This is a genomic window from Ideonella azotifigens, from assembly GCF_021043325.1.
Lineage (GTDB): Bacteria > Pseudomonadota > Gammaproteobacteria > Burkholderiales > Burkholderiaceae_C > Ideonella > Ideonella azotifigens.
The window spans coordinates 47,828-68,579 of record NZ_JAJNKD010000014.1; the positions used below are offsets into that span (position 1 = coordinate 47,828).

Genomic DNA, 20,752 nt, shown 5'->3' on the forward strand with positions numbered 1-20,752 from the left:
CAGCCGTCGTCGCCCCTGGGCGTGGCTCATCGCCGCGGCTTCAGCGCACCGAGCGTGTGAACGGGAAGACCTTGGTCAGGCCCAGCACGTCGGTGATCAGCAGCAGCACGAAGATGAAGACCAGCGCACCGAGGATGTCGCCGGCGCCGGCGGGGGCCTGGTCCACCTGGGCGGCCAGCCACTGCGCCTGTTCGTCGCTGAGGGCTGCCACCCGGGCTTTGGCTTCGTCGGCGCTGAGACCGCGCTGCTGCAATGCAGCAACCACATCCTCGCGCTGCAGGGCTTGCGTCAGGAAGGCGCGGCCATCCGCCTGGTTGCCACCGGCCTGTTCCGCCGCCTGTACTGCGGCGACGGTTTCGGTGCCGATCAGCGCGGCTTGCGCGCTTTGCATCAAGCCGGCAAACGACAGGCTGCTTGCGAGCAGCAGGCACAGCCAACGGGTGGCACGACGGGAAGAGGGCATCAGGGACTCCAGTACAGCGGGGTGCAGGCCGTACCGCAGGCCTGCCAGTTCCCCATGCTACCGGCGCCTTGGCGAGGCCGTGTACCGGTCTGTTACCGCCGCCGCACCTATCGCCGCACCTATGATCGCGGGCCCTGCCATCGTGAACTTCTTGAGAGGAAGCTGCCCCGTGATTGCCGTTATCCAGCGTGTCAAGCAGGCCCACGTCGAGGTGGCCGGCCAGACCATTGGTGCGATCGGCCCCGGCCTGCTGGTGCTGCTCTGCGCCGAGCCGGAAGACGGCGAAGTGCAGGCCGCCAAGCTGCTGGACAAGTTGCTGAAGCTGCGCATCTTCAGCGACGGCGCCGGCAAGATGAACCGCAGCCTGACCGACCTGGACGGCCACGGCACGCCCGGCGGCTTGCTGGTCGTCTCGCAGTTCACGCTGGCGGCCGACACCCGCGGCGGCAACCGCCCCAGCTTCACCGGCGCCGCGCCTGCAGCGCTGGGCCGCAACCTCTACGAGGCCTTTGTCGCACTGGCCCGCCAGCGCCACGCCATCGTCGCCACCGGCGAGTTTGGTGCCGACATGCAGGTGCACCTCGTCAACGACGGCCCGGTGACGATCCCGATCACGGTGCGCTGACCGCACCAAGAAAAAAGCGCCCCGCAGGGCGCTCGGTTGCCGGTCCTGGCTGGGTCAGTCCGCGTACTGGCCTGCGGCCTTGATGGCCGGGCCCCATTTGTTGATCTCGGCCTCGACCCACTTCTTGTGGTCCGCGGCGTTGGTGCGGTTGTCGGTCACGACGACGGCGCCCAGCGCTTCTTCGCGCTTGTGGAACTCGGGGTCCTTCAGTGCGGTCTTCAGTGCGGCATTGAGCTTGTCCACCACTGCCTTGGGCGTGCCTTTGGGTGCGTAGAGGCCGTGCCAGATCGTCACGTTGAAGCCCTTCAGGCCGGCTTCGTCCAGCGTTGGCAGCTTGGACAGCAGGGCGCCTGGCAGGCGGGCCGGCGTGGTCACCGCAAAGGCCTTGACCTTGCCGGACTCGATCTGGCTGGTGGTGTTGGTGGTCTGGTCGCACATGATGTCCACCTGGCCGCCCAGCAGGTCGGTCATGGCCGGTGCCGTGCCCTTGTACGGCACGGTGGTCATGTCTTCCTTCAGGCTTTGCTGGAACAGCAGGCCGCACAGGTGCGAGGCCGAACCCAGGCCTGCGTTGGCCAGGTTGATCTTGCCCTTGTTGGCGGACAGCCACTTGGCCAGCTCGGCGTAGTTGGTCGCCGGCAGCGTGCTGCGGCCGATCAGCGTCATCGGCACTTCGTTGATCAGGCCCAGGTATTCGAAGTCGTCCAGCGTCTTGTAGGCCAGGTTGCGGTACAGCGCCGGCGAGGTCGCCATGCCGATGTGGTGCAGCAGCAGCGTGTAGCCATCCGGTGCCGCCTTGCTGACCTTGGTCGCGCCCAGCGTGCCACCGGCACCGCCGACGTTCTCGATCACGATCGCCTGGTTGCCCAGCGGCTTGCGCAGCGCCTCGGCAAAGTCGCGTGCGACCTTGTCGGTCGGTCCGCCCGCGGCGAACGGCACCACGATGGTGATGGCATGGTCCGGGTATTCGGCATGGGCGCTCTGCGCGCCGAGCGCAGCCAGCAACGCGGACAACGCGGCGCCGAACAAACGACGGTTCATGGAGGTGCTCCTTCTGTGGGGGCGTGAGGATGGGATGGGCGGGATGCTAGGCGCAGCAGGGGGCTGCGCCATCGCGGTTACTACGTAAGCTGACGCTACCATCTGCAGCCCCGTGAACCTCTGCGCCTTGTCATGCCCGCCATGCCCACCGTCATCCCTTTTTCGCTTGCTGAGCAGCCACCGGTGATCGACCAGCCGCGCGAATCCCGGCGCGAAGTGGGTGCACCGCAGCGCAGCACCTGGACGCTGTATGAAAGCGCGGCCGAAGGCGTGTCGGCCGGCATCTGGGATTGCGAGCCGGGCCGCTGGCGCATCGAATTCGGCCCCAACGAGCACGAGTATTTCCACGTGCTGCATGGCCGCGCGCGGGTCCATGAAGAAGGTGCTGGTTTCACTGAAGTCGGCCCCGGCCAGGCGCTCATGATCCCGCCGAATTTCCGCGGCTCCTTCGAGGTGCTGGAAGCCTTGCGCAAGCACTTCGTGATCGTCGAAAAATGAGCTGATCGCGGCGCTTGGCGCGCTGGCCGCATGGCGAAAAATACTTGGCTGGAAAAACGCACCGCAGGCGATTACGCTTGCAGCCCGCCGGCCCGAGATTGTTCAACCTGAAGGAGACACCATGTCCCTGCGCATCAACGACACTGCCCCGAATTTCACTGCCCAGACCACCCAGGGCGTCATCGATTTCCACCAGTGGATCGGCGACAGCTGGGCCATCCTGTTCTCGCACCCCAAGGACTTCACGCCGGTCTGCACCACCGAGCTGGGCTACATGGCCAAGATCGAGCCGGAGTTCACCAAGCGCAATGCCAAACTGATCGGCCTGAGCGCCGACACGGTGGACCGCCACGGCGAATGGGCCAAGGACATCGAGGAGACCCAGGGCGCTGCGGTCAAGTACCCGATGATCGGCGACAGCGACCTGGCCGTGGCCAAGCTCTACAACATGCTGCCGGCCGACGAGGTGGGCGCAGACGGCCGCACCGCGGCCAACAACGCCACGGTGCGCTCGGTCTTCATCATCGGCCCGGACAAGAAGATCAAGCTGATGCTGACCTACCCGATGACCACTGGCCGCAACTTCGACGAGATCCTTCGCGTGCTGGACTCGATGCAGCTCACCGCCAAGCACAAGGTCGCCACGCCGGTGAACTGGAAGCACGGCGACGACGTGATCATCACGCCGGCCGTCTCGAATGAAGACGCCGAGAAGGCCTTCCCCGGCTTCAAGACCATCAAGCCCTACCTGCGCACCACGCCGCAGCCGAAGTGAACGACAGCTGGCGTGCGCGGGCTGTCAGGCTTCCTCGCTCGGCAGGAAGCCTTCGATCGACAGGTAGCGCTCGCCGGTGTCGTAGTTGAAGCCCAGGACGCGGCTACCGGCCGGCAGCTCGGGCAGCTTCTGGGCGATGGCGGCCAGCGTCGCCCCACTGGAAATGCCCACCAGCAGGCCTTCCTGGCTGGCGCTGCGGCGGGCGTAGTCCTTGGCCGCCTCGGCCTCGACCTGGATCACGCCGTCCAGCAATTCAGTCAGCAGGTTCTTCGGCACGAAGCCGGCGCCAATGCCCTGGATCGGGTGCGGTGCCGGCTGGCCGCCGCTGATGACCGGCGAGGCGCTGGGCTCGACCGCAAACACCTTCAGCTTCGGCCAGCGCGCCTTCAGCACCTTGGCAGTGCCCGAAAGGTGGCCGCCGGTGCCCACGCCGGTGATGATGGCGTCCAGGCCCTCGGGGAAGTCGGCGGCGATTTCTTCGGCGGTGGTGCGCACATGCACCTCGATATTGGCCGGGTTCTCGAACTGCTGCGGGATCCACGCGCCGGGTGTCGCGTCGCGCAGTTCCTCGGCCTTGGCGATCGCGCCTTTCATGCCTTGCGCACGCGGCGTCAGCACGAAGCTGGCGCCATAGGCCAGCATCAGCCGGCGGCGTTCCACGCTCATGCTGTCTGGCATCACCAGCACCAGCTTGTAGCCCTTCACGGCCGCGACCATCGCCAGGCCCACGCCGGTGTTGCCCGAGGTGGGTTCGATGATGGTGCCGCCGGCCTTCAGCGCGCCGCTGGCCTCGGCCGCCTCGATCATCGCCAGTGCGATGCGGTCCTTGATCGAGCCGCCGGGGTTGGACCGCTCGGACTTGACCCAGACCTCATGCTGGTCGCCGAACAGGCGGTTGATGCGGATGTGCGGCGTGTTGCCGATGGTGGCGAGGACGTTGGCGGCTTTCATCGAAGAGGTTTCCTTGTTGTGGCATGGCCCAGCGTCTGGGCGACCGGGATGATGCCGCAGCGATCGGTTTCGTGTCGCGCATGAGCTTGCAACCGCGGTGCATGTCGCCAGGGGGCTTTCGCGAACCATGGGAGAATCCGCGCCGTGAAGCCGACCAGACCGCCGCTGGTGCTAGTTGCCGAAAGGCCGCACTGGAGGAAGGTCCGGACTGCACAGAGCAGCGTAGCGGGTAACGCCCGTCCACCGCGAGGTGCGAATCAGAGCCACAGAGACGAGTCAACGGCGGGAGGTCCAAAGCCTTCTTGGGAGACGGCATGCCGCGCTCCGACGCTGTTGGGTGAAACGCGGCAATCTTTACGCGCAGCAACACCAAATAGGCCAGCGATGAAGCGGCTCGCTGAGCTGGCGGGTAGGTGGCATCGAGCCAGGGTGGCAACATCCAGGCCCAGAGGAATGGCGGTCACGTCCGGGACTTCGCAAGAGGCACCGGGCGCACAGAATCCGGCCTATCGGTTGGCTTCACACTTTATTCAACCCCCGTCCGCGCGACCCGCGGGCGGCACCCGGCCCGCGGGCCGCTCGCGATGAATCCCGACGCTTCGACGATCTGGCGCGGCCCGCGCTGGCTGCTGGCCGCGCTGCTGGCCTGCCTGGGCATGCTGGGCCCGTTTTCCATCGACACCTACCTGCCGGCCTTCACCGGCATTGCGCAGTCGCTGGGCGCCACGCCGGTGGAGATGCAGCAGACGCTGTCGGCCTACCTGCTGGGCTTCGCGCTGATGAACCTGTTCCACGGGGCGCTGGCCGACAGCTTCGGCCGCAAACCGGTGGTGCTGGTCGGGCTGATGGTCTTCACGCTGGCTTCGATCGGCTGCGCGATGAGCCAGTCCATCGGCGCGCTGGTGCTGTTCCGCGCGCTGCAGGGCATGTCGGCCGGCTCGGGCATGGTGGTCTCGCGGGCCATCATCCGCGACATGTTCCCGCCGGCCGAGGCCCAGCGCGTGATGTCGCAGGTCACGATCTACTTCGGCGTGGCGCCGGCCATTGCGCCGCTGTTCGGCGGCTTCCTGTTCGTGCACATCGGCTGGCACGCCATCTTCTGGTTTTTGGTCCTGGTCGGTACGCTGCTGCTGGGCGTGATGTGGCGCTTGCTGCCCGAGACGCTGTACCCCGGCCAGCGCCAGCCCTTCAATGCCCGCCACCTGATGCGCGGCTACTGGGACATGGTCTCCAGCGCGCGCTTCATGGCACTGGCGTTTGCGTCCGGCGTGCCGTTCAACGGCATGTTCCTGTACGTGCTGTCGGCCCCGGTGTTCCTGGGCGAGCACATGAGGCTCGGGCCCACGCAGTTCTTCTGGTTCTTCCTAATGACGATTGGCGGGATCATGGGCGGCGCCTGGTTCTCGGGCCGGCTGGCCGGCCGCATCACGCCGCAGCGCCAGATCCGCTGGGGCTTCATCGTGATGATCGTCGTCTCGCTGCTGAACCTGGCGCTGAACCTCACGCTGCCGCCATCGCCGATCTGGCACCTGCCATTGATTGGCCTGTTCTCGCTGGGCTGGGCGCTGATGGTGCCAGTGGTCACGCTGCTGGTGCTGGACGAAGCACCGACCCGGCGCGGCATGGCCTCGTCGCTGCAGGCCTGCATCGGCAGCGTGGCCAATGCGCTGGTGGCCGGTGCCATCGCGCCGTTGGTGATGCATTCGACGGTGCTGCTGGCGGTGGCCTCGTCGCTGATGACGGCAGTCGGTGTGGTCGCCTGGATCTGGGTCCGGCCGCGGCTCACGCTGCCCACGCATGCCGACCTGAAGCGCGCGGCGCTGGATCTGAAGTGAGGTTGCTGGCGGCGCGCTGAAGCCCGGATCAGCGCCGGAAAACCGGCCCAAGTCCGCTTCAAGCGGCGGAGGGCGGCAGTCGATATCCAGCGAAGGACCTGCCCGGTCCTTGCCTGGAGCTTCGCATGTACCGCCCGATCTTCCCGCGCCACCCGCTGGCCTTCCTGAGTCCCATTTCCCGCACCGCGGGCAACTGCCGCCATGCGTTGCAGCGGCTGGCCGCGCGCATGGGGGTGACGGGCCTGTTCCCGGTCAGCCTGCTGGCCATCGGTGCGCTGGCTGCACTGGCCATGGTGGCGCCGGACGCGCGCGCCAACGAGCCTGCCTCGGCGCCCGCGCCGAAGGAAGCCAAGGCAGAGCCCAAGGCCGAAACCAGGACCGAGGCCAGGCCGGCCGCGACAGCGCAAAAGGGTGAGAAGGCCGAGAAGGCCGAGAAGGCCGAGCCAGCAGACGCACCCCCCGAAGCCATGGACCGCCTGCGCGAAAAACTGGCCCAGCGCCTGGGCGCTGTCCGTGCGCCGGGCAGCAAGTCGCCCAACGACCTGCAGGTTGCCGGCAAGAACCCCGAAGCGCCTCAGGTGCCCAGGCCGGCCGCCAAGGCCAAGCCGGCCCGTGCGGGCGCAGACGGTGCGCTGGACCCGCACGCGGTGGCGCTGCATCCCGCCGGCCCGGCGCACTGGGCCTACAACGGCGCGGGCGGCCCGGACACCTGGGCCAGCCTGAAGCCCGAATTCGCCGCCTGCGGCACTGGCCAGCGCCAGAGCCCGATCGACATCCGCGATGGCATCCAGGTGCAGATGCCTGCCATCCAGTTCGACTACAAGCCCAGCGGCTTCAGCGTGATCGACAACGGCCACACGGTGCAGGTCAACCTGCCGGCCGGCAGCGGCATCACCGTCAATAACCGCCGCTACGACCTGCTGCAGTTCCACTTCCACCGGCCGTCGGAGGAACGCATCAACGGCAAGCCCTTCGACATGGTGGTGCACCTGGTGCACAAGGACCCGGAAGGCAAGCTCGCCGTCGTCGCGGTGCTGCTGGAGCGCGGCAGCGCGCAGCCGGTGGTGCAGGCGGTGTGGAACGCCTTGCCGCTGGAGAAGAACGAGGACACGCCAGCGCCCGGCAGTCTCGACGTCAGCCAACTGCTGCCCAAGGACCAGCGCTTCTACACCTACATGGGCTCGCTGACCACGCCGCCTTGCAGCGAAGGCGTGTTGTGGATGGTGATGAAGCAGCCGGTGCAACTCTCCGTTGACCAGCTGAACATCTTCTCGCGCATGTACCCGATGAATGCCCGGCCGATCCAGCCCAGTGCGGGACGCATGATCAAAGAATCCAGCTGATCCCTTCAGGATTTCCCTGTCCCACAAGGCCGGCATGGCCTTGAGCGCGGGATTGACAGCGTCGCCAGGCGAGCGATGCTGCCGGTCTGTTCGCGCCTGATATTGCGTGTTGTTGGAACGTAAGGCGGCGTTCAGCACATTCACCGCATATCAAGGGGAGTCTTCATGCTGGAATCATTGCGTCCGGACCCGACCTTCCATCCGTCCGCCAAGCTCGCCATGGAGGCGCCACCCGAGCGCCTGGCCTACACCGTGCTGCTGTCGCCCGACGGCTCGCGTCCTGACGCACTCGCCGTTGTCGACGTGGACCCGGCCTCTGAGGCCTACGGCAAGCTGGTGTACCGGCTGGACATGCCTTACCGCGGCGACGAGTTCCACCACTTCGGCTGGAACGCCTGCAGCTCGGCGCTGTCGCCCATGTCCGGCCACAGCTTCCTGCGCCGCCGCTACCTGATCATTCCCGGCATCCGCTCGTCGCGCATCTACGTGATCGACACCCAGCCCAACCCGGCGCGGCCAACGATCCACAAGGTCATCGAGCCTGAGGAAGTGTTCAAGAAGACCGGCTACTCTCGGCCGCACACGGTGCACTGCGGGCCTGAAGGCATCTACGTCAGCACGCTGGGCGGCGGCGGGAAAGACGGCACCGACGGCCCGCCCGGCATCTTCCTGATGGACTGCCAGACCTTCGACGTGATCGGCCGCTGGGAGATCGAGCGCGGCCCGCAGAAGCTGCACTACGACTTCTGGTGGAACCTGCCGCGCGACTACATGGTCTCCAGCGAATGGGGCCTGCCGCCGCAGTTCGAAAACGGGCTGGACGCCGAGGGCCTGCTGGCCAACAAGTACGGCCACGCCATCCATTTCTGGAATCTGCGCGAACGCCGCCATGTGCAGACGCTGGACCTGGGCGCCAACCACCAGATGGCGCTGGAACTGCGCCCGGCGCACGACCCGACCAAGGAATACGGCTTCCTCGGCGTGGTGGTGGACACCACCAACCTCGAAGGCTCGATCTGGACCTGGTACCGGGAAAACGGCCAGTTCAAGATCGCCAAGACCGCCGTCATTCCGCCCGAGCCGGCACCGGCCGACCAGTTGCCACCGCTGCTGCAAGGCTTTGGCGCCGCGCCGCCGCTGATCAGCGACATCGACCTCTCGCTGGACGACCGTTTCCTCTACGTCGCCTGCTGGGGCACCGGCGAGCTGCGCCAGTACGACGTGAGCGACCCGCTGCACCCCCAACTCACCGGCAGCGTGCGCGCCGGTGGCGTGGCCAAACACACACCGCGCGCCAGCGGCAAGCCCTTTGGCGGCGGCCCGCAAATGACCGAGATCAGCCGCGATGGCAAGCGCGTCTACTTCAGCAACTCGCTCTACAGCAGCTGGGACAAGCAGTTCTACCCCGAGGGCGTGCCCGGCCTGCAACTGATGGCGCACGTGGGCCCGAACGGCGGGCTGACGCTGGACCCGAAGTTCGAAGTCGAGTTCGGTGCCGAGTACGCCTCGCACCAGATCCGCCTCGAAGGCGGCGACTGCTCGACCGACTCGTTCTGCTACCCGTCCGCATGAGCGTTGACCTTGCCACGGCCGGCCTGTGGGCCGCCGTGCTGGGCCTGGGCGCGTACCACGGGCTGAACCCGGCCATGGGCTGGCCGCTGGCGGTCGCCAACGGCCTGGCCGAGCGCCGCAGCCGCGCAGTGTTCGCCACGCTGCTGCCGCTGGGTGCCGGCCACTTGGCGGCGATGGCGCTGGCGCTGCTGCCGTTTGCGCTGCTCAGCTGGTACGTCGAATGGAGCCGGCCGCTGCGCATTGCCGCTGGCCTGCTGCTGGCGCTGTTCGGCCTGGGCCTGCTGATCCTGCGGCGGCACCCGCGCTTCCTGGCGCGCGTGCCGCCGTCGCGGCTGGCCTGGTGGTCCTTCCTAGTGGCCAATGCACACGGCGCCGGCTTGATGCTGCTGCCCATCAGCCTGGGCCTGTGCGGCACGGCCGGCGGCGGCATGGCCACGCTGCAGGCCAGCGCAGGCACGGCGCTCGCAGTCGCGCTGGTGCACACGCTGGCGATGATGCTCACCGGCCTGGCCATCGCCTGGCTGGTCTACCGCCACCTGGGGCTGCGTTTCCTGAAGCAGGGCTGGTTCAACCTGGACGCGGTGTGGGGCGCCAGCCTGGTGGTGACGGGTGGGCTGAGTGCGGCGCTGGCCTGGTAAGGACGTCCTTTCTCAGGCCAATCTCCCTGGAGCTTGTGGCATGCTTATCGTTCTGTGAACAGAACGAGGTGTGCGATGACCATCCCGATTGAAGTGCTCGAGGCTGAGGCGTTAAGCCTGCCACAGGCGGACAGGTCGAGGCTTGTAGACCGACTTCTGGCCAGTCTTGGACACGACCCGGAATGGGAGGAAGCTTGGTCCGAGGAGGCTGACCGACGGGAAGCGCGCATCGCTGATGGCCAAGCGCAGTGGATCAGCGGACCTGATGCGGTAGCGCGTATCCGTGCTTCGCTGAAGTGACCTATGTACTCACGCCGGAAGCTGAAGCCGAGTTGTCAGACGCGGCCTCCTTCTGCAGGCGACAGTTCGGAGCCTTCGCCGCGGAGAACTTCCTCGCCACCTTCGAAGCGAAAGCTTGCCTGATCGCTGAGTTTCCAGGTGTCGGGACAGCAACTTCAAAGGGCCGCTACCTGTTTCCAATCGGACGGTATCCGTTCTCGATGCTTTATCGAGTCGAAGGTGGAGCCGTCCGCATCAGCGCTGTCGCACATCATGGTCGGCGACCAGGATACTGGCGCAAGCGGCGATGATCAGGAAACGCAGGCCCTTCTAGGACAGCGCCATCACGGCTGGCGCCAGGCCGAGTTTCTTGGCCGCCGGGCAAACTTGCGGTCGTCGAATGGGGCGACGTCGCGTCTTGGCACCCGCTTCATCGTTGTTGTCGTGGCGGGCCAGGACGTTGGTGCTAAGGCCGGTCATCGTTTGACCACGCGCTTCGCCAAAGTGGCGAGATCGAAGTCCGTTGGCACGGCAGCGCGCCGGCTCTTGAGCATGCCAAATCCGCTGCTGGCCTCGTCAGGCGGTGAACTGCGGACCCGCATCTCGACGTGATCGTCGACCAGCAGGAACTCGACGAATCAACGCGCAGGTTTCTTCGGCGGACGGTCAAGGCGAGACCCCTAGAACACGCGCTGTTACCGCATCGTCAGGACTTCGACACGGGAGCGTCATCGACACTCGCCAAGCTCGCCGTCTACCCAGACCAAGTGGAGACCGTCCCCGTCATGAAACTCAATCCCATCCTCGCCGCGGCCCTGCTCGCGGCCTCGGCTTCGGCCAGCTTTGCGTCCACCAGTGGCGTCGTCATCAGCCAGGCCTATGGCGGCGGTGGCAACAGCGGTGCCACGCTGAAGAACGACTTCATCGAGCTGTACAACGCCGGCGCCGCAGCGGTTTCGTTGAATGGCTGGTCGGTGCAGTACAACTCCACCACCGGCACTGCCAGCTGGGGCGTCACGACGCTAAGCAACATCACGCTGCAGCCCGGCCAGTACTACCTGGTGCAGGAAAGCGCCGGCACCGGCGGCACGCAGAACCTGCCGACGCCGGACGCCACCGGCACGCTGGCGCTGAGCGGCACAGGCGGCAAGGTTGCGCTGGTCAGCAGCACGACGGCGCTGACCGGCGACAAGCCGAGCTCGGCCAGCATCGTCGACCTGGTCGGCTACGGCAGCGCCAACTACTTCGAAGGCAGCGCCGCAGCGCCCGCCACCACCAACACCACCGCTGTGCAGCGCGCGGCCGCCGGCTGCACCGACACCGACCAGAACAGCGCCGACTTCGCCGCCGGCACGCCCGCACCGCGCAACACCGCCAGTCCGGTCGGCACCTGCACCGTCAGCGGTCCGACGCAGCGCACGATTCCCGAGATCCAGGGCAGCGGCGGTGCCAGCCCGTTTGTCGGCGAGAAGGTGCAGACCAGCGGCGTCGTCACGCTGGTCACCAATAACAGCTTCTACATGCAGGACCTGAACGGCGACGGCAATGCCGCCACGTCCGACGGCATCCTGGTCTACACCGGCAGCGCGCCCACCGTGGTGGCCGGCCAGCTGGTGCAGCTGCAAGGCACGGTGGCCGAGTTCAACACCGGCGCCGCCACCAACGCCGATACGCTGGCCCACACCGTGACCGAGCTGACCGGCATCAGCGGCATCAGCGTGCTGTCCAGTGGCAATGTCATCACGCCGACGGTCGTCACGCTGCCCGAGAGCGTGGACGGCGAGCTGGAGCGTTACGAGGGCATGCTGGTCACGATCAACGGCCCGCTGACCGTGCAGCAGAACTACTTCCTCGGCCGCTACGGCCAGCTGTCGCTCGCGGTGAACGGCCGCCAGGAACAGCCGACCAACCGCTTCCGTCCGGGCGCAGACGCGCAGGCGCTGAACGACGCGAACAACCGCGCCCGCATCCTGCTGGACGACGGCACGTCCGTGCAGAACCCGAACCCCACGCCCTACATCGGCGCCGACAACACGGTGCGCGCCGGCGACACCATCGCCACGCTGACCGGCGTCATCGACTACGGCCTGGCCACCTCCAGCAACACCGACTACGGCGACTACAAGATCCAGCCGGTCGGCGCGGTGGCCATCACCCGCGCCAACGTCCGCCCCACGGTGCCCGCCACCACCGGCGGCAACCTGCGCGTGGCCAGCTTCAACGTGCTGAACTTCTTCACCACCTTCACCGACGGCACCACCGCCGATGGCCAGAGCGGCCAGGGCTGCACGCTGGGTGACAGCACATCGGCCTCGAACTGCCGCGGTGCCAACAACGTCGCCGAGTTCGAGCGCCAGCGCGCCAAGATCGTCGAAGCCATCGCCGCGATCGACGCCGACGCGCTGGGCCTGATGGAGATGCAGAACAACGGCTCGACGGCAGTGCAGAACCTGGTCGACGCGCTGAACGCCAAGGTTGGCGCCGGCACCTACGCCATCGTGCCGGACCCGGCCGCCGGCACCGGCACCGACGCGATCAAGGTCGCGATGATCTACAAGCCGGCCCGTCTGGCACCGGCCGGCCTGGCCTCGTCGGACACCGATCCTGTCAACAACCGCCCGACGCTGGCGCAGACCCTGGTCGCTGCCAACGGCCAGCGATTCACGTTGGTGGTCAACCACCTGAAGTCCAAGAGCAGCTGCCCGGCGGTGGGCGACGCCAACTACGAAGGCAACTTCGACAGCGGCGACGGCCAGGGCTGCTGGAACGCCCAGCGTGTGCAGCAGGCCCAGCGCCTGATCACCTGGGTCAACAGCCTGAGCGCGGGCGCCGGCACGACCGACGCGGTGCTGCTGGGCGACTTCAATGCCTACGCCCAGGAAGACCCGGTGGCCACGCTGGTGAACGGCGGCTTCCAGGACCAGATCGCGCGCTTCAACAGCTTCGGTTATTCGTACGTGTTCAACGGCGTCTCGGGCCGGCTGGACCATGGCTTCGTCAGCCCGTCGCTGGCGGCGAAGGTGACGGACGCGACCGACTTCCACATCAACGCCGACGAGCCGGCCATCATCGACTACAACACCGAGTTCAAGCAGCCGGCCTGCCCGACCTGCGGCCCGGACTACTACAGCGCCACCGAGTACCGCTCGTCCGACCATGACCCGATGGTGATGGGCCTGTCGCTGCTGACCACCATCCAGGGCACTGACGGCCGCGAGGAGATCATCGGCACCGCGGGTGACGACGTGATCATCGGCGGCGGAAAGATCGACAAGATCACCACCGGCGCTGGCAAGGACCTGGTCGTCATCAACGCCGTGGCCGACGCGATGGACCTGGTGACCGACTTCGTGCCGGGCGAAGACCGCGTCGACCTGCACGGCCTGCTGGCCAGCATCGGCTACACCGGCAGCGACCCGATCGCCGACGGCACGATCCGCGTGGCCGACGGCCAGCGCGGTGCCAAGGTCCAGCTGAAGACCGCGACCAGCCGCACCGGCTACCAGACCATGGTGTTGCTGCAGGGCGTGTCGGCAGCCGACATCGTGCCCTCGCGCGACCTCGTGCTGAGTGGCCCCACGCTGCAGAAAAAGCGCAGCCGCAAGTCGGTGCACTAAGACCCGGCTGAGCCCGGGCGGCGGTGGCAATCCGCCACCCCGCCCCGATGACCCCATGCGACCCACCGGTTACATGGGGTCATCTTCTTGGGGCTTTCCCCTGCGGACAGTGCGGATCGCCAGCCGCGCCGGGCGAGAATTGCGCCAGCGGTGCCCGGCAACGGCGGGCCGGAAGGAACAAGGCAAATGGCGCAGGAAGAACACAAGAGCGGCGTGCTGGAGACGCTGATGCACGGCCTGGTGGCCGGCGTGGCCGAGGGCATGGTGCGCGAGGAAGAGCACGCGCCAGCGACGGCCGTGGCCGGCTATCCGCACCTGGTGGCCGACATTGGCGGCACCAACGCCCGCTTCGGCCTGGTGCACGGCCCCGGCCAGCAGGCGCGGCAGGTCCGCAAGCTGCCGGTGGCCGAGCATGCCGGTCCAGCCGAGGCGGCGCGCGCCTACCTGGACGCGCTGGGCGCCGACAGTGGCGGCAAGGCGCCGAAGCCGCACCGCGCTGCGTTTGCCGTCGCAACGCCCACGCGCGACGATCGCATCGTGCTGACCAACAGCCACTGGAACTTCTCGCGCCGCGAGGTCGAGGCCACGCTGGGCCTGGAGGTGCTGCTGATGCTCAACGACTTCGAGGCGCTGGCGCTCTCGCTGCCGCGCCTGCAGGCGGCGCAGTTGCAGCCCATCGGCCCGCTGGCGCCTTTTGCGGCGTCGGCCCCGGGCGAGGGCGGCACGCTGGCCGTCGTCGGCCCTGGCACCGGCTTGGGCGTGGGTGCGGTGATCGACAGCCGCCATGGCTGGATCGCGCTGCCGGGCGAGGGCGGCCACGTCACGCTGCCGGCGGCAGACGACTTCGAGGCCGCGCTGCTGCAATGGGCGCGCAAGGAATTCCCGCACGTCTCCGCCGAACGCTTCCTGTCGGGCATCGGCCTGCCGGTGCTGTACCGCGCGGTGGCCGGCGTGCTGGGCGTGGCCGACCGTGGCCTGGCCGCCGAGCAGATCGTTGAACAAGGCCTGCTGCCGCCGGACGCCGGGGGCGACGTGGCCTGCGAACGCGTGCTGGACGTGTTCTGCGCGATGCTCGGCGGCGTGGCCGCCAACCTGGCGCTGACGGTGGGCGCCCGCAACGGCGTGTACATCGGCGGCGGCATCGCGCCCCGCCTGGGCGACTACTTCTTCCGCTCGCGTTTCCGCGAACGCTTCGAGGCCAAGGGCCGTTTCCAGGGCTACCTGTCGCAGATCCCGACCGCGCTGATCATCGACACGCTGGCCGCGCTGACTGGCGCGGCGTTGGCGGTGGAACAACACGGGCGCTGAGATCGGCAAGCAATGGCCAAGCTCGGCTGTTGCGTGGCGACGCGCCGAGGTCTCGCACAAATAAATGGGGTCAGAGTCGATTTATCCTCGCAGTGGTCGCGGCAAGACCGCCGTTATTGCCTGGATAAATCGACTCTGACCCCATTTATTTGAGGCACCGTCGGTGGCAGTGCAGCGGTCAAAAACATGGAAACCGCGATCAAGGCCCCGCCAGCCTCACCACATCCGCCTGCAAGGGCCCGCTGACACTGGCCACCAGCGTGCCGTTCGGCGCCAGCGAAAACGAGCGGAAGCGGCGCAGCCAGCCGGCGGGCAGTGTGAAGGCCAGCGTCTCGTGCTGGCCGTCGGCGTCCAGGCGCACGACGCGGTCGTGCTTCTTGCCGCGCAGCACCAGCCACAGCCCGCCGTCGTGCCATTGCCAGTTGCCCCAATCCTCAGGGCTGAGGCCTGCGTGCACGCGCTGTGCGGTGCCGCTGCCGCCTTGCGCGTCCAGCGGGCGGCGCCACAGGCCGGCTTCGTTCTGCCGGGTGTAGTAGAGCCAGCGGCCATCGGGCGCTTGCACTTCCTGACCGAACTGGCCGTGGTCGTCGGTCAGGCGCAGGAACTGGTGGCTGGCGAGGTCGAAGCGCCAGAGCTCGCGGCGGCCGCCGCGGTCGCCGGCCAGCAGCAGGCTGCGCTTGTCCAGCGCCCAGGTGACGTTGCCGTAGTTGCCGTCCAGCGGGATGGCCTGCGGTGGCTCGTCGCGATTGAGCCGGCCCAGCAGCAGCAGGTCGGTGGCCGAGCCGGGGGGGCGCAGCGTGGTGGCCCAGCGCGGTTCGTCGGCCGCGCAGCCGGCGGGCTCGGGCGTGCCGGGCGGCAGCGGCAGTTCGCGAGGCGCCTGGCCGGGGCGGTCCACCGTCCACAGCCCGATGCGGCCGCTGCGGAAGGACAGGAACAGCACCTGGCCAGCGTTCGGGCAGGCCTGGGCATAGAGGTTGCGGCTGCTGGCGGCCAGGGTTTCGCGCAGGTGGCCGTCGTGGCCGTCCAGCAGCTCGATGCTGTCGGCGAACTTGTAGACCGAGGCGGCCACCGCGTTGGGCTCGCCCGGCAGCGTGGCCAGGTGGATGGCGGTCTGGGCGCGCGAGAACAGCGTAGGCTCGCCGCCTTGTGGCGAGATGCGCCAGGTCGCCTGGGTGCCGTCGCGGGCAGAGTTGAAGGTGATGCCGCGGTCGTCTGCCAGCCAGGCCATGCCGCCCAGCGGCGCGTCGTCATGGGTCAGGCGGGTGGCTTCGCCCTGGGTCGCATCCGCCACGTCGACCAGGAAGACGTCGCCCACGGTGATGCTGCCGCGCATGAAGGCCAGCTGCTTGCCGCTGCGCGAGAAGACGGGTTGCACGTCGGTCTCGCCGCCGCTGGGGTGGGTCAGCTGGCGCTCCTGGCCGGTGGCGATCTCGTGCAGGAAGATCGCACCGCCGCCGGTGTCGTCCTGGCCGGTTGACTTCAGCGGCCGCGCCAGCGCGAGCCAGCGGCCGTCCGGCGACGCGTCCACAAAGCCGATGCGGAACTGGTAGAAGCAACTGGCCAGCTTCTCGGGCTGGCCTTCGGGCAAGGTTAGCGCGACGATCTCGCAGTCCTCGCCTTCGCGGGCCCTGGCGTAGGCCAGCCGGTCCGGGCCCAGCCACATGGGGCTGGCCAGGTGCATCTCGGCCGGCTCGCGCAGCTCGATCACCGGCGCCTCCGGCCGGTTGCGCTCGACGATGCGCAGCCGCACGTCGCCCTCGCCGCGCGACCAGACAAAGGCCAGGCGTTGGCCATCCGGGCTGACGGCCGGGTAGTTCTCCACCCCGTCCAGCAGCGTCATCGGTTGCGGCGGCGTGCGGTCCACCCCTGCCGTTGCCTTTTCGTTGCCTTGCTGCAGCCACCATGCGGCGCCTGCGGTGATGGCCAGTACCAGGACCAGCACCAGCGCGCCAGCCATGGCCGCGAGGCGACCGAACGGGGCCTTCTTGGCCGAGGTGACCGGCACGGCCTGCGCCTCGGGCATCGCGGGTGCCTCGCTGGTCGGCAGGGATGCAGCGGCGGGCGCAGGTTCCGCCACGGCCGGCAGCCGCAGCTGGTAGCCGGTCTTGGAAATCGTCTGGATCGCGCTGGCGGCTTCATCTGCGGGCTCGCCCTGGACGGCCTGCGTTTCGTCCAGTGCCCGGCGCAGTTGCCAGATGGCGTGCGTCAGCGCGCGCGAGCCGGTGTAGGTGTTGCCGTCCCAGACTTCGGTGATCAGCCGCTCGCGCAGCACCACGTCGCCGCCGGCCTCGGCCAGTCGCTGCAGCACCGCGGCCGTCTTGACCGAGAGTTGCTCCTCCGGTCGCTGGCCGTCGCCCAAGCGGCGGGTCGTGGCATCGAAAAGGAAACGGCCGATGCGCCAGCGGCGGTGGGGCAGCGCGGCAGCCGGATCGGCGGCGCCCGGCACGGCTGGGCGGGAGTCGAGTTGCACGTCAGGGCCTGTGGAGCAAAGGCAAGGCGGCGCGGCCGCAGGCTGTTGGCGTCACGCAAGTCATTGATTTGAAAGGATCAATTAAACATCGAGAAAAAACCGAGAAAAGCTCGGCAGGCGTTCCATTGTGGGGCGGCGAGGCACTCTGTGTAATCGGCGGCAGATCTCATCCCCGCTTTTCATCGGAGTCCTGCCCATGTTGTTGAACTCGCGTTTTTGGCGCCCGGCCTCCCGCCTTGCGTTGACGGCGACCGCCCTCGCTTCAGCGCTGCTCGTGCCCGCTGCACGTGCCGACGTGCTGGGCGTGTTGACCGACGCCGTCACCGGCCAGCCCTTCCCCGAAGGCCTGCCCTTTGCGCAGCTGCTGAGCTGCCTGAACACCGGCGACAAGCTTTGCAGCGGCTGGATCGCGGCGGTCAACCCTGACGCTTCGGGCGCTTTCCGCTTCGACGGCAGCACGCTGGCGCCCGGCAGCTACCAGGTCACCGGCTGGTCCGATGGCCATGAGCAGAAGCGCAGCAAGCCCTTCACCATCACCGGCACCGAGGACCACAGCGTGAACCTGGCCCTGGCGATGGTGCCTGTGACGGTGTCCGACATCCAGGGCTGCGAAACGCTGGAAGCGGGCGGTTACTGCACGGTGCATTACCGCTTGACCAGCCAGGCAAGCGAGCAGCTGCAGTTGCAGGTATGGGCCATGGTGGACGCCAGCAGCGCGATTCCGGCCGGCTGGTCCGAGTACGAATGGGGCAACGACAGCGCCAAGCCCATGGTGGTCACGCTGGGCGCCGGCAAGAGCAAGGCACTGAGCCAGCGCATCTACGTCGGCACCGGCATGCCCAGCGGTGCCTACAGCTCGTTGTCGCTGTTTGTCTCACCCAAAGGTAAGCCCCAGGAGACGCTGATCACCGAGATGCTGCCGACCGTGCTGTTCACGGCCACTGGCGGCGGCGGCAATGGCCTGCGCATCGAGACCGATCCACGCGCCAAAGCGCAGGCGATGGCGGCGATGAAGCAGGCTCGCCTGGTGCGCAAGGGCTGGGAAGGCAAGGCCCAGGTGCAGGCCGCGGCCAGCGGCAAGCTGACGATCTACGGCCAGGTGATCGGTGCTGACACCGGTGCCGCACTGCCGGTGGAAGACAAGCCGCAGGTCGAGCTGATGCGCTGCGAGATGCCCGACGACACCTATTGCCGCTGGCTGCAGAGCGACCCGGCAACGCTGGACGAGACCGGCAAGTTCACGGTGCACATGACCAACGCGCCGGCTGGCCGCTACCAGCTGCATGTGATTGCCGGCGCCCATTACGGGCAATCGGTGCAGCCGGTGTTCGACCTGCCGGGCGCCGAGGGCACCAAGCTGCTGAAGGTCACGCTGCCGCGCCTGGCGATCGACCTGGACGCGGTGGAACGCTGCACCGCAGCACCCGCCGACAACTGCCCCATGCGCTACACGCTGCGCAACACAACCAGCCAGGACATCAGCGCCGCGGTGTGGCTCTACACCTATGGGGTGCAGAGCAAGTCGCAGTCGGGCACGCCCATCTACGACATCGGCCAGAACGGCAAGGCCCATGGCCAGAAGATCCTGGTGACGGTACCCGCCGGCCAGACCTACGACCTGGCCAGCAAGCTGGACCTTTCGGACCTGGCGCCGGGCTCTACCGGCTGGATGCGCCTGTTCATTGGTGACCCCAACGACGCGGCCCAGGCCATCTCGTACACCCACATTGGCAACTACACCGTCAGCGCCGGCGCCGAAGGCCGCACGCTGACCGTCGTCCCACGTCCCGACGTGATCATCCACTGAGACCCAGAACCTGCATGAACGCTTCTTCCGCTCTTTCCGCTGCGGCCTTCGCCACCGCTGTGTTGTTCACCGGCGCGGCCTCCGCCGCCCAGCCCACCGGCCGCCTGAACGATACGGGCGCTTCGATGTGCCTGGACGCCGCTGGTGGCAGCACCTGCAGCAACCACCAGGATGCACTGGTCGGTCGCGATGTGACACATCCTGACCCCACCGACGGCCGGCTCGGTTTTTCGTTCCAGAAGCTGGACGCGCAGGGCGGCAAGCTGCCGGCCACGGCCGCCGACTGGGCTTGCGTGCACGACCGCGTGACCGGCCTGATGTGGGAAATGAAGACCGCCGATGGCAGCGTGCACGACGCCACACAGCAGTTCACCAACCTCGGCGACGGCAGCGCCACCGACAGCAGCGCGCTGGTCGCCCAGGCCAATGCCGAAGGCCTGTGCAGCCGGCACGACTGGCGCCTGCCCACGCGCAACGAGCTGATCAGCATCGTCGACTACAGCACCGTCTACCCCGGCCCCACGGTCGATGCCGACTGGTTCCCCAACAGCACCGCCTACAGCGTCTGGGCCTCGAACGAGCAGGTCGGCAACACGGCACGCAGCTGGTACGTGAACTTCATGGACGGCTACAGCGCCACGCTGGACAAGGGCTATGCCTTTGGCCAGGTCCGCCTGGTCAGCGGCACTGCGCCCGCCCCGTCGCCGCGCTTCCAGGTGCTGGACGGTGGCGCCGAGGTGCTGGACACGCTGACCGGCCTGACCTGGCAGCGCTGCTCGGTGGGCCAGACCTGGAGCGGCAAGACCTGCACCGGCCAGGCCGCGGCGATGGACTGGTCGACCGCACTGCAGACCGGCACCGACACCGCAAAAAGCAGCGGCAAGGCCTGGCGCGTGCCCAATGTGAAGGAACTGGCCAGCATTTCTTCCGACGACCGCGTCCAGCCGTCGGTCGACACGGCGACCTTCCCGCGCACGCTCAGCGAGCTGTTCTGGACGGCCACGCCGTACACCGCGTCCGGCCCGTTTGGCGCTTATGCCTGGACGGTCTACGAATACGACGGCTCGGCCACCTCGCAGCTGACCACCGAAGGCTCCCGGCTGCGCCTGGTGCGTAACAAGTAAGCCGGCGGGTTCATGGCTGTACGGTCCGCCGCGGGCGGGCCTTTCGCCCCGGCGCACCGCGTGCCCCGGGGCCTTGTCGCTGGTGGCGCCAAGCGCCATGCGTGAGCTAAAGTAACCGCGCGCTGCACGCATTCCCGGCTGCGTTTGCCGGAGCTCCCGGCCTCTGGCCGCATGCAACAAAACGGAACAGCTTGCGGGCATGGTTCACGTTTCTCCCGGCGCGCACCAGCCGCTCCCCGCAGGTCCACTTGCGTGAGAGAGCTGAGTATTCACTTTCACTGCCACTCGCAAGCACTTGTTTTTGAAGAGCCTTTTATTTCAGGCTTCTTCACATACACCCCTAAGTACCTGATTTCATTGATTTTTCCCCTTGGGTTTCGTTGACCCGTCCCCGAGTGGTGGGTTA

18 protein-coding genes and 1 other RNA gene are annotated in these 20,752 nt (G+C 67.7%); 15 read left to right on the forward strand and 4 right to left on the reverse strand.

The genetic code is table 11. The annotated features are described in order from the left end of the window. Window positions 1–40: 40 nt before the first annotated feature. Window positions 41–463 carry a PA2779 family protein gene (locus LRH25_RS23925; protein WP_141289646.1) on the reverse strand — a complete coding sequence of 141 codons (423 nt, stop codon included), beginning with the start codon at window positions 461–463 and terminating at the stop codon, window positions 41–43. Between the two features lie 169 nt (window positions 464–632). On the opposite strand from LRH25_RS23925, the gene dtd reads away from it, so the two are divergent. Then, entirely contained in the window at window positions 633–1,088 is a 456-nt protein-coding gene (dtd, locus tag LRH25_RS23930) for a D-aminoacyl-tRNA deacylase (RefSeq protein ID WP_141289647.1), read from the forward strand. 54 nt (window positions 1,089–1,142) lie between these two features. Here the strand turns inward: dtd and LRH25_RS23935 are convergent, their stop codons facing one another. Beyond that, window positions 1,143–2,129, reverse strand: coding sequence for a tripartite tricarboxylate transporter substrate-binding protein (locus tag LRH25_RS23935; RefSeq protein WP_141289648.1), 987 nt, complete (start codon window positions 2,127–2,129; stop codon window positions 1,143–1,145). A 132-nt stretch (window positions 2,130–2,261) separates the two neighbouring features. Here LRH25_RS23935 and LRH25_RS23940 point away from each other — a divergent pair, with 132 nt between their 5' ends. After that, window positions 2,262–2,627, forward strand: coding sequence for a cupin domain-containing protein (locus LRH25_RS23940; RefSeq protein WP_141289649.1), 366 nt, complete (start codon window positions 2,262–2,264; stop codon window positions 2,625–2,627). Between the two features lie 121 nt (window positions 2,628–2,748). Next, the gene (locus LRH25_RS23945) at window positions 2,749–3,402 is read left to right on the forward strand and encodes a peroxiredoxin (protein ID WP_141289650.1); all 654 of its coding nucleotides are present in this window, start codon (window positions 2,749–2,751) and stop codon (window positions 3,400–3,402) included. A 24-nt stretch (window positions 3,403–3,426) separates the two neighbouring features. Here the strand turns inward: LRH25_RS23945 and cysK are convergent, their stop codons facing one another. Beyond that, entirely contained in the window at window positions 3,427–4,353 is a 927-nt protein-coding gene (cysK, locus tag LRH25_RS23950; protein ID WP_141289651.1) for a cysteine synthase A, read from the reverse strand. Window positions 4,354–4,499: 146 nt separating this feature from the next. Between cysK and rnpB the strand changes: the two genes are divergently transcribed. The 10 genes from rnpB to glk all read left to right on the forward strand — a co-directional run bounded on the left by rnpB (window position 4,500) and on the right by glk (window position 14,945). Beyond that, an RNA gene (gene rnpB / locus LRH25_RS23955) (RNase P RNA component class A) lies at window positions 4,500–4,878 on the forward strand. Window positions 4,879–4,937: 59 nt separating this feature from the next. After that, window positions 4,938–6,188 (forward strand): multidrug effflux MFS transporter, encoded by a 1,251-nt coding sequence (locus LRH25_RS23960; RefSeq protein ID WP_231012550.1) that lies wholly within the window; start codon window positions 4,938–4,940, stop codon window positions 6,186–6,188. 125 nt (window positions 6,189–6,313) lie between these two features. After that, window positions 6,314–7,531 carry a carbonic anhydrase gene (locus tag LRH25_RS23965; RefSeq protein WP_231012552.1) on the forward strand — a complete coding sequence of 406 codons (1,218 nt, stop codon included), beginning with the start codon at window positions 6,314–6,316 and terminating at the stop codon, window positions 7,529–7,531. A 165-nt stretch (window positions 7,532–7,696) separates the two neighbouring features. Continuing rightward, on the forward strand, window positions 7,697–9,103 hold the full coding sequence (locus LRH25_RS23970) for a selenium-binding protein SBP56-related protein (protein WP_141291262.1): 1,407 nt from the start codon (window positions 7,697–7,699) through the stop codon (window positions 9,101–9,103). Continuing rightward, window positions 9,100–9,741: a hypothetical protein gene (locus tag LRH25_RS23975; RefSeq protein ID WP_231012554.1), complete on the forward strand. Its 642-nt coding sequence runs from the start codon at window positions 9,100–9,102 to the stop codon at window positions 9,739–9,741. The genes LRH25_RS23970 and LRH25_RS23975 overlap by 4 nt, the downstream gene beginning before the upstream one ends. A gap of 75 nt (window positions 9,742–9,816) precedes the next feature. After that, the gene (locus LRH25_RS23980; RefSeq protein ID WP_141289827.1) at window positions 9,817–10,041 is read left to right on the forward strand and encodes an addiction module protein; all 225 of its coding nucleotides are present in this window, start codon (window positions 9,817–9,819) and stop codon (window positions 10,039–10,041) included. Next, entirely contained in the window at window positions 10,038–10,331 is a 294-nt protein-coding gene (locus LRH25_RS33315; RefSeq protein WP_141289826.1) for a type II toxin-antitoxin system RelE/ParE family toxin, read from the forward strand. The genes LRH25_RS23980 and LRH25_RS33315 overlap by 4 nt, the downstream gene beginning before the upstream one ends. Then, window positions 10,294–10,632 (forward strand): hypothetical protein, encoded by a 339-nt coding sequence (locus tag LRH25_RS23985; protein ID WP_141289825.1) that lies wholly within the window; start codon window positions 10,294–10,296, stop codon window positions 10,630–10,632. The genes LRH25_RS33315 and LRH25_RS23985 overlap by 38 nt, the downstream gene beginning before the upstream one ends. Before the next feature lie 173 nt (window positions 10,633–10,805). Then, entirely contained in the window at window positions 10,806–13,637 is a 2,832-nt protein-coding gene (locus LRH25_RS23995; protein ID WP_141289824.1) for an ExeM/NucH family extracellular endonuclease, read from the forward strand. Window positions 13,638–13,823: 186 nt separating this feature from the next. Further along, window positions 13,824–14,945 carry a glucokinase gene (gene glk, locus LRH25_RS24000; RefSeq protein WP_231012556.1) on the forward strand — a complete coding sequence of 374 codons (1,122 nt, stop codon included), beginning with the start codon at window positions 13,824–13,826 and terminating at the stop codon, window positions 14,943–14,945. 199 nt (window positions 14,946–15,144) lie between these two features. Here the strand turns inward: glk and LRH25_RS24005 are convergent, their stop codons facing one another. After that, complete coding sequence (locus LRH25_RS24005) at window positions 15,145–17,415, reverse strand: winged helix-turn-helix domain-containing protein (protein WP_231012565.1); 2,271 nt, start codon at window positions 17,413–17,415, stop codon at window positions 15,145–15,147. A 274-nt stretch (window positions 17,416–17,689) separates the two neighbouring features. Between LRH25_RS24005 and LRH25_RS24010 the strand changes: the two genes are divergently transcribed. Together LRH25_RS24010 and LRH25_RS24015 are read left to right on the forward strand one after the other, a co-directional pair. Beyond that, window positions 17,690–19,222 carry a carboxypeptidase-like regulatory domain-containing protein gene (locus LRH25_RS24010; RefSeq protein ID WP_141288898.1) on the forward strand — a complete coding sequence of 511 codons (1,533 nt, stop codon included), beginning with the start codon at window positions 17,690–17,692 and terminating at the stop codon, window positions 19,220–19,222. Window positions 19,223–19,236: 14 nt separating this feature from the next. After that, entirely contained in the window at window positions 19,237–20,346 is a 1,110-nt protein-coding gene (locus tag LRH25_RS24015; protein ID WP_141288896.1) for an Lcl C-terminal domain-containing protein, read from the forward strand. Window positions 20,347–20,752 lie beyond the last annotated feature (406 nt).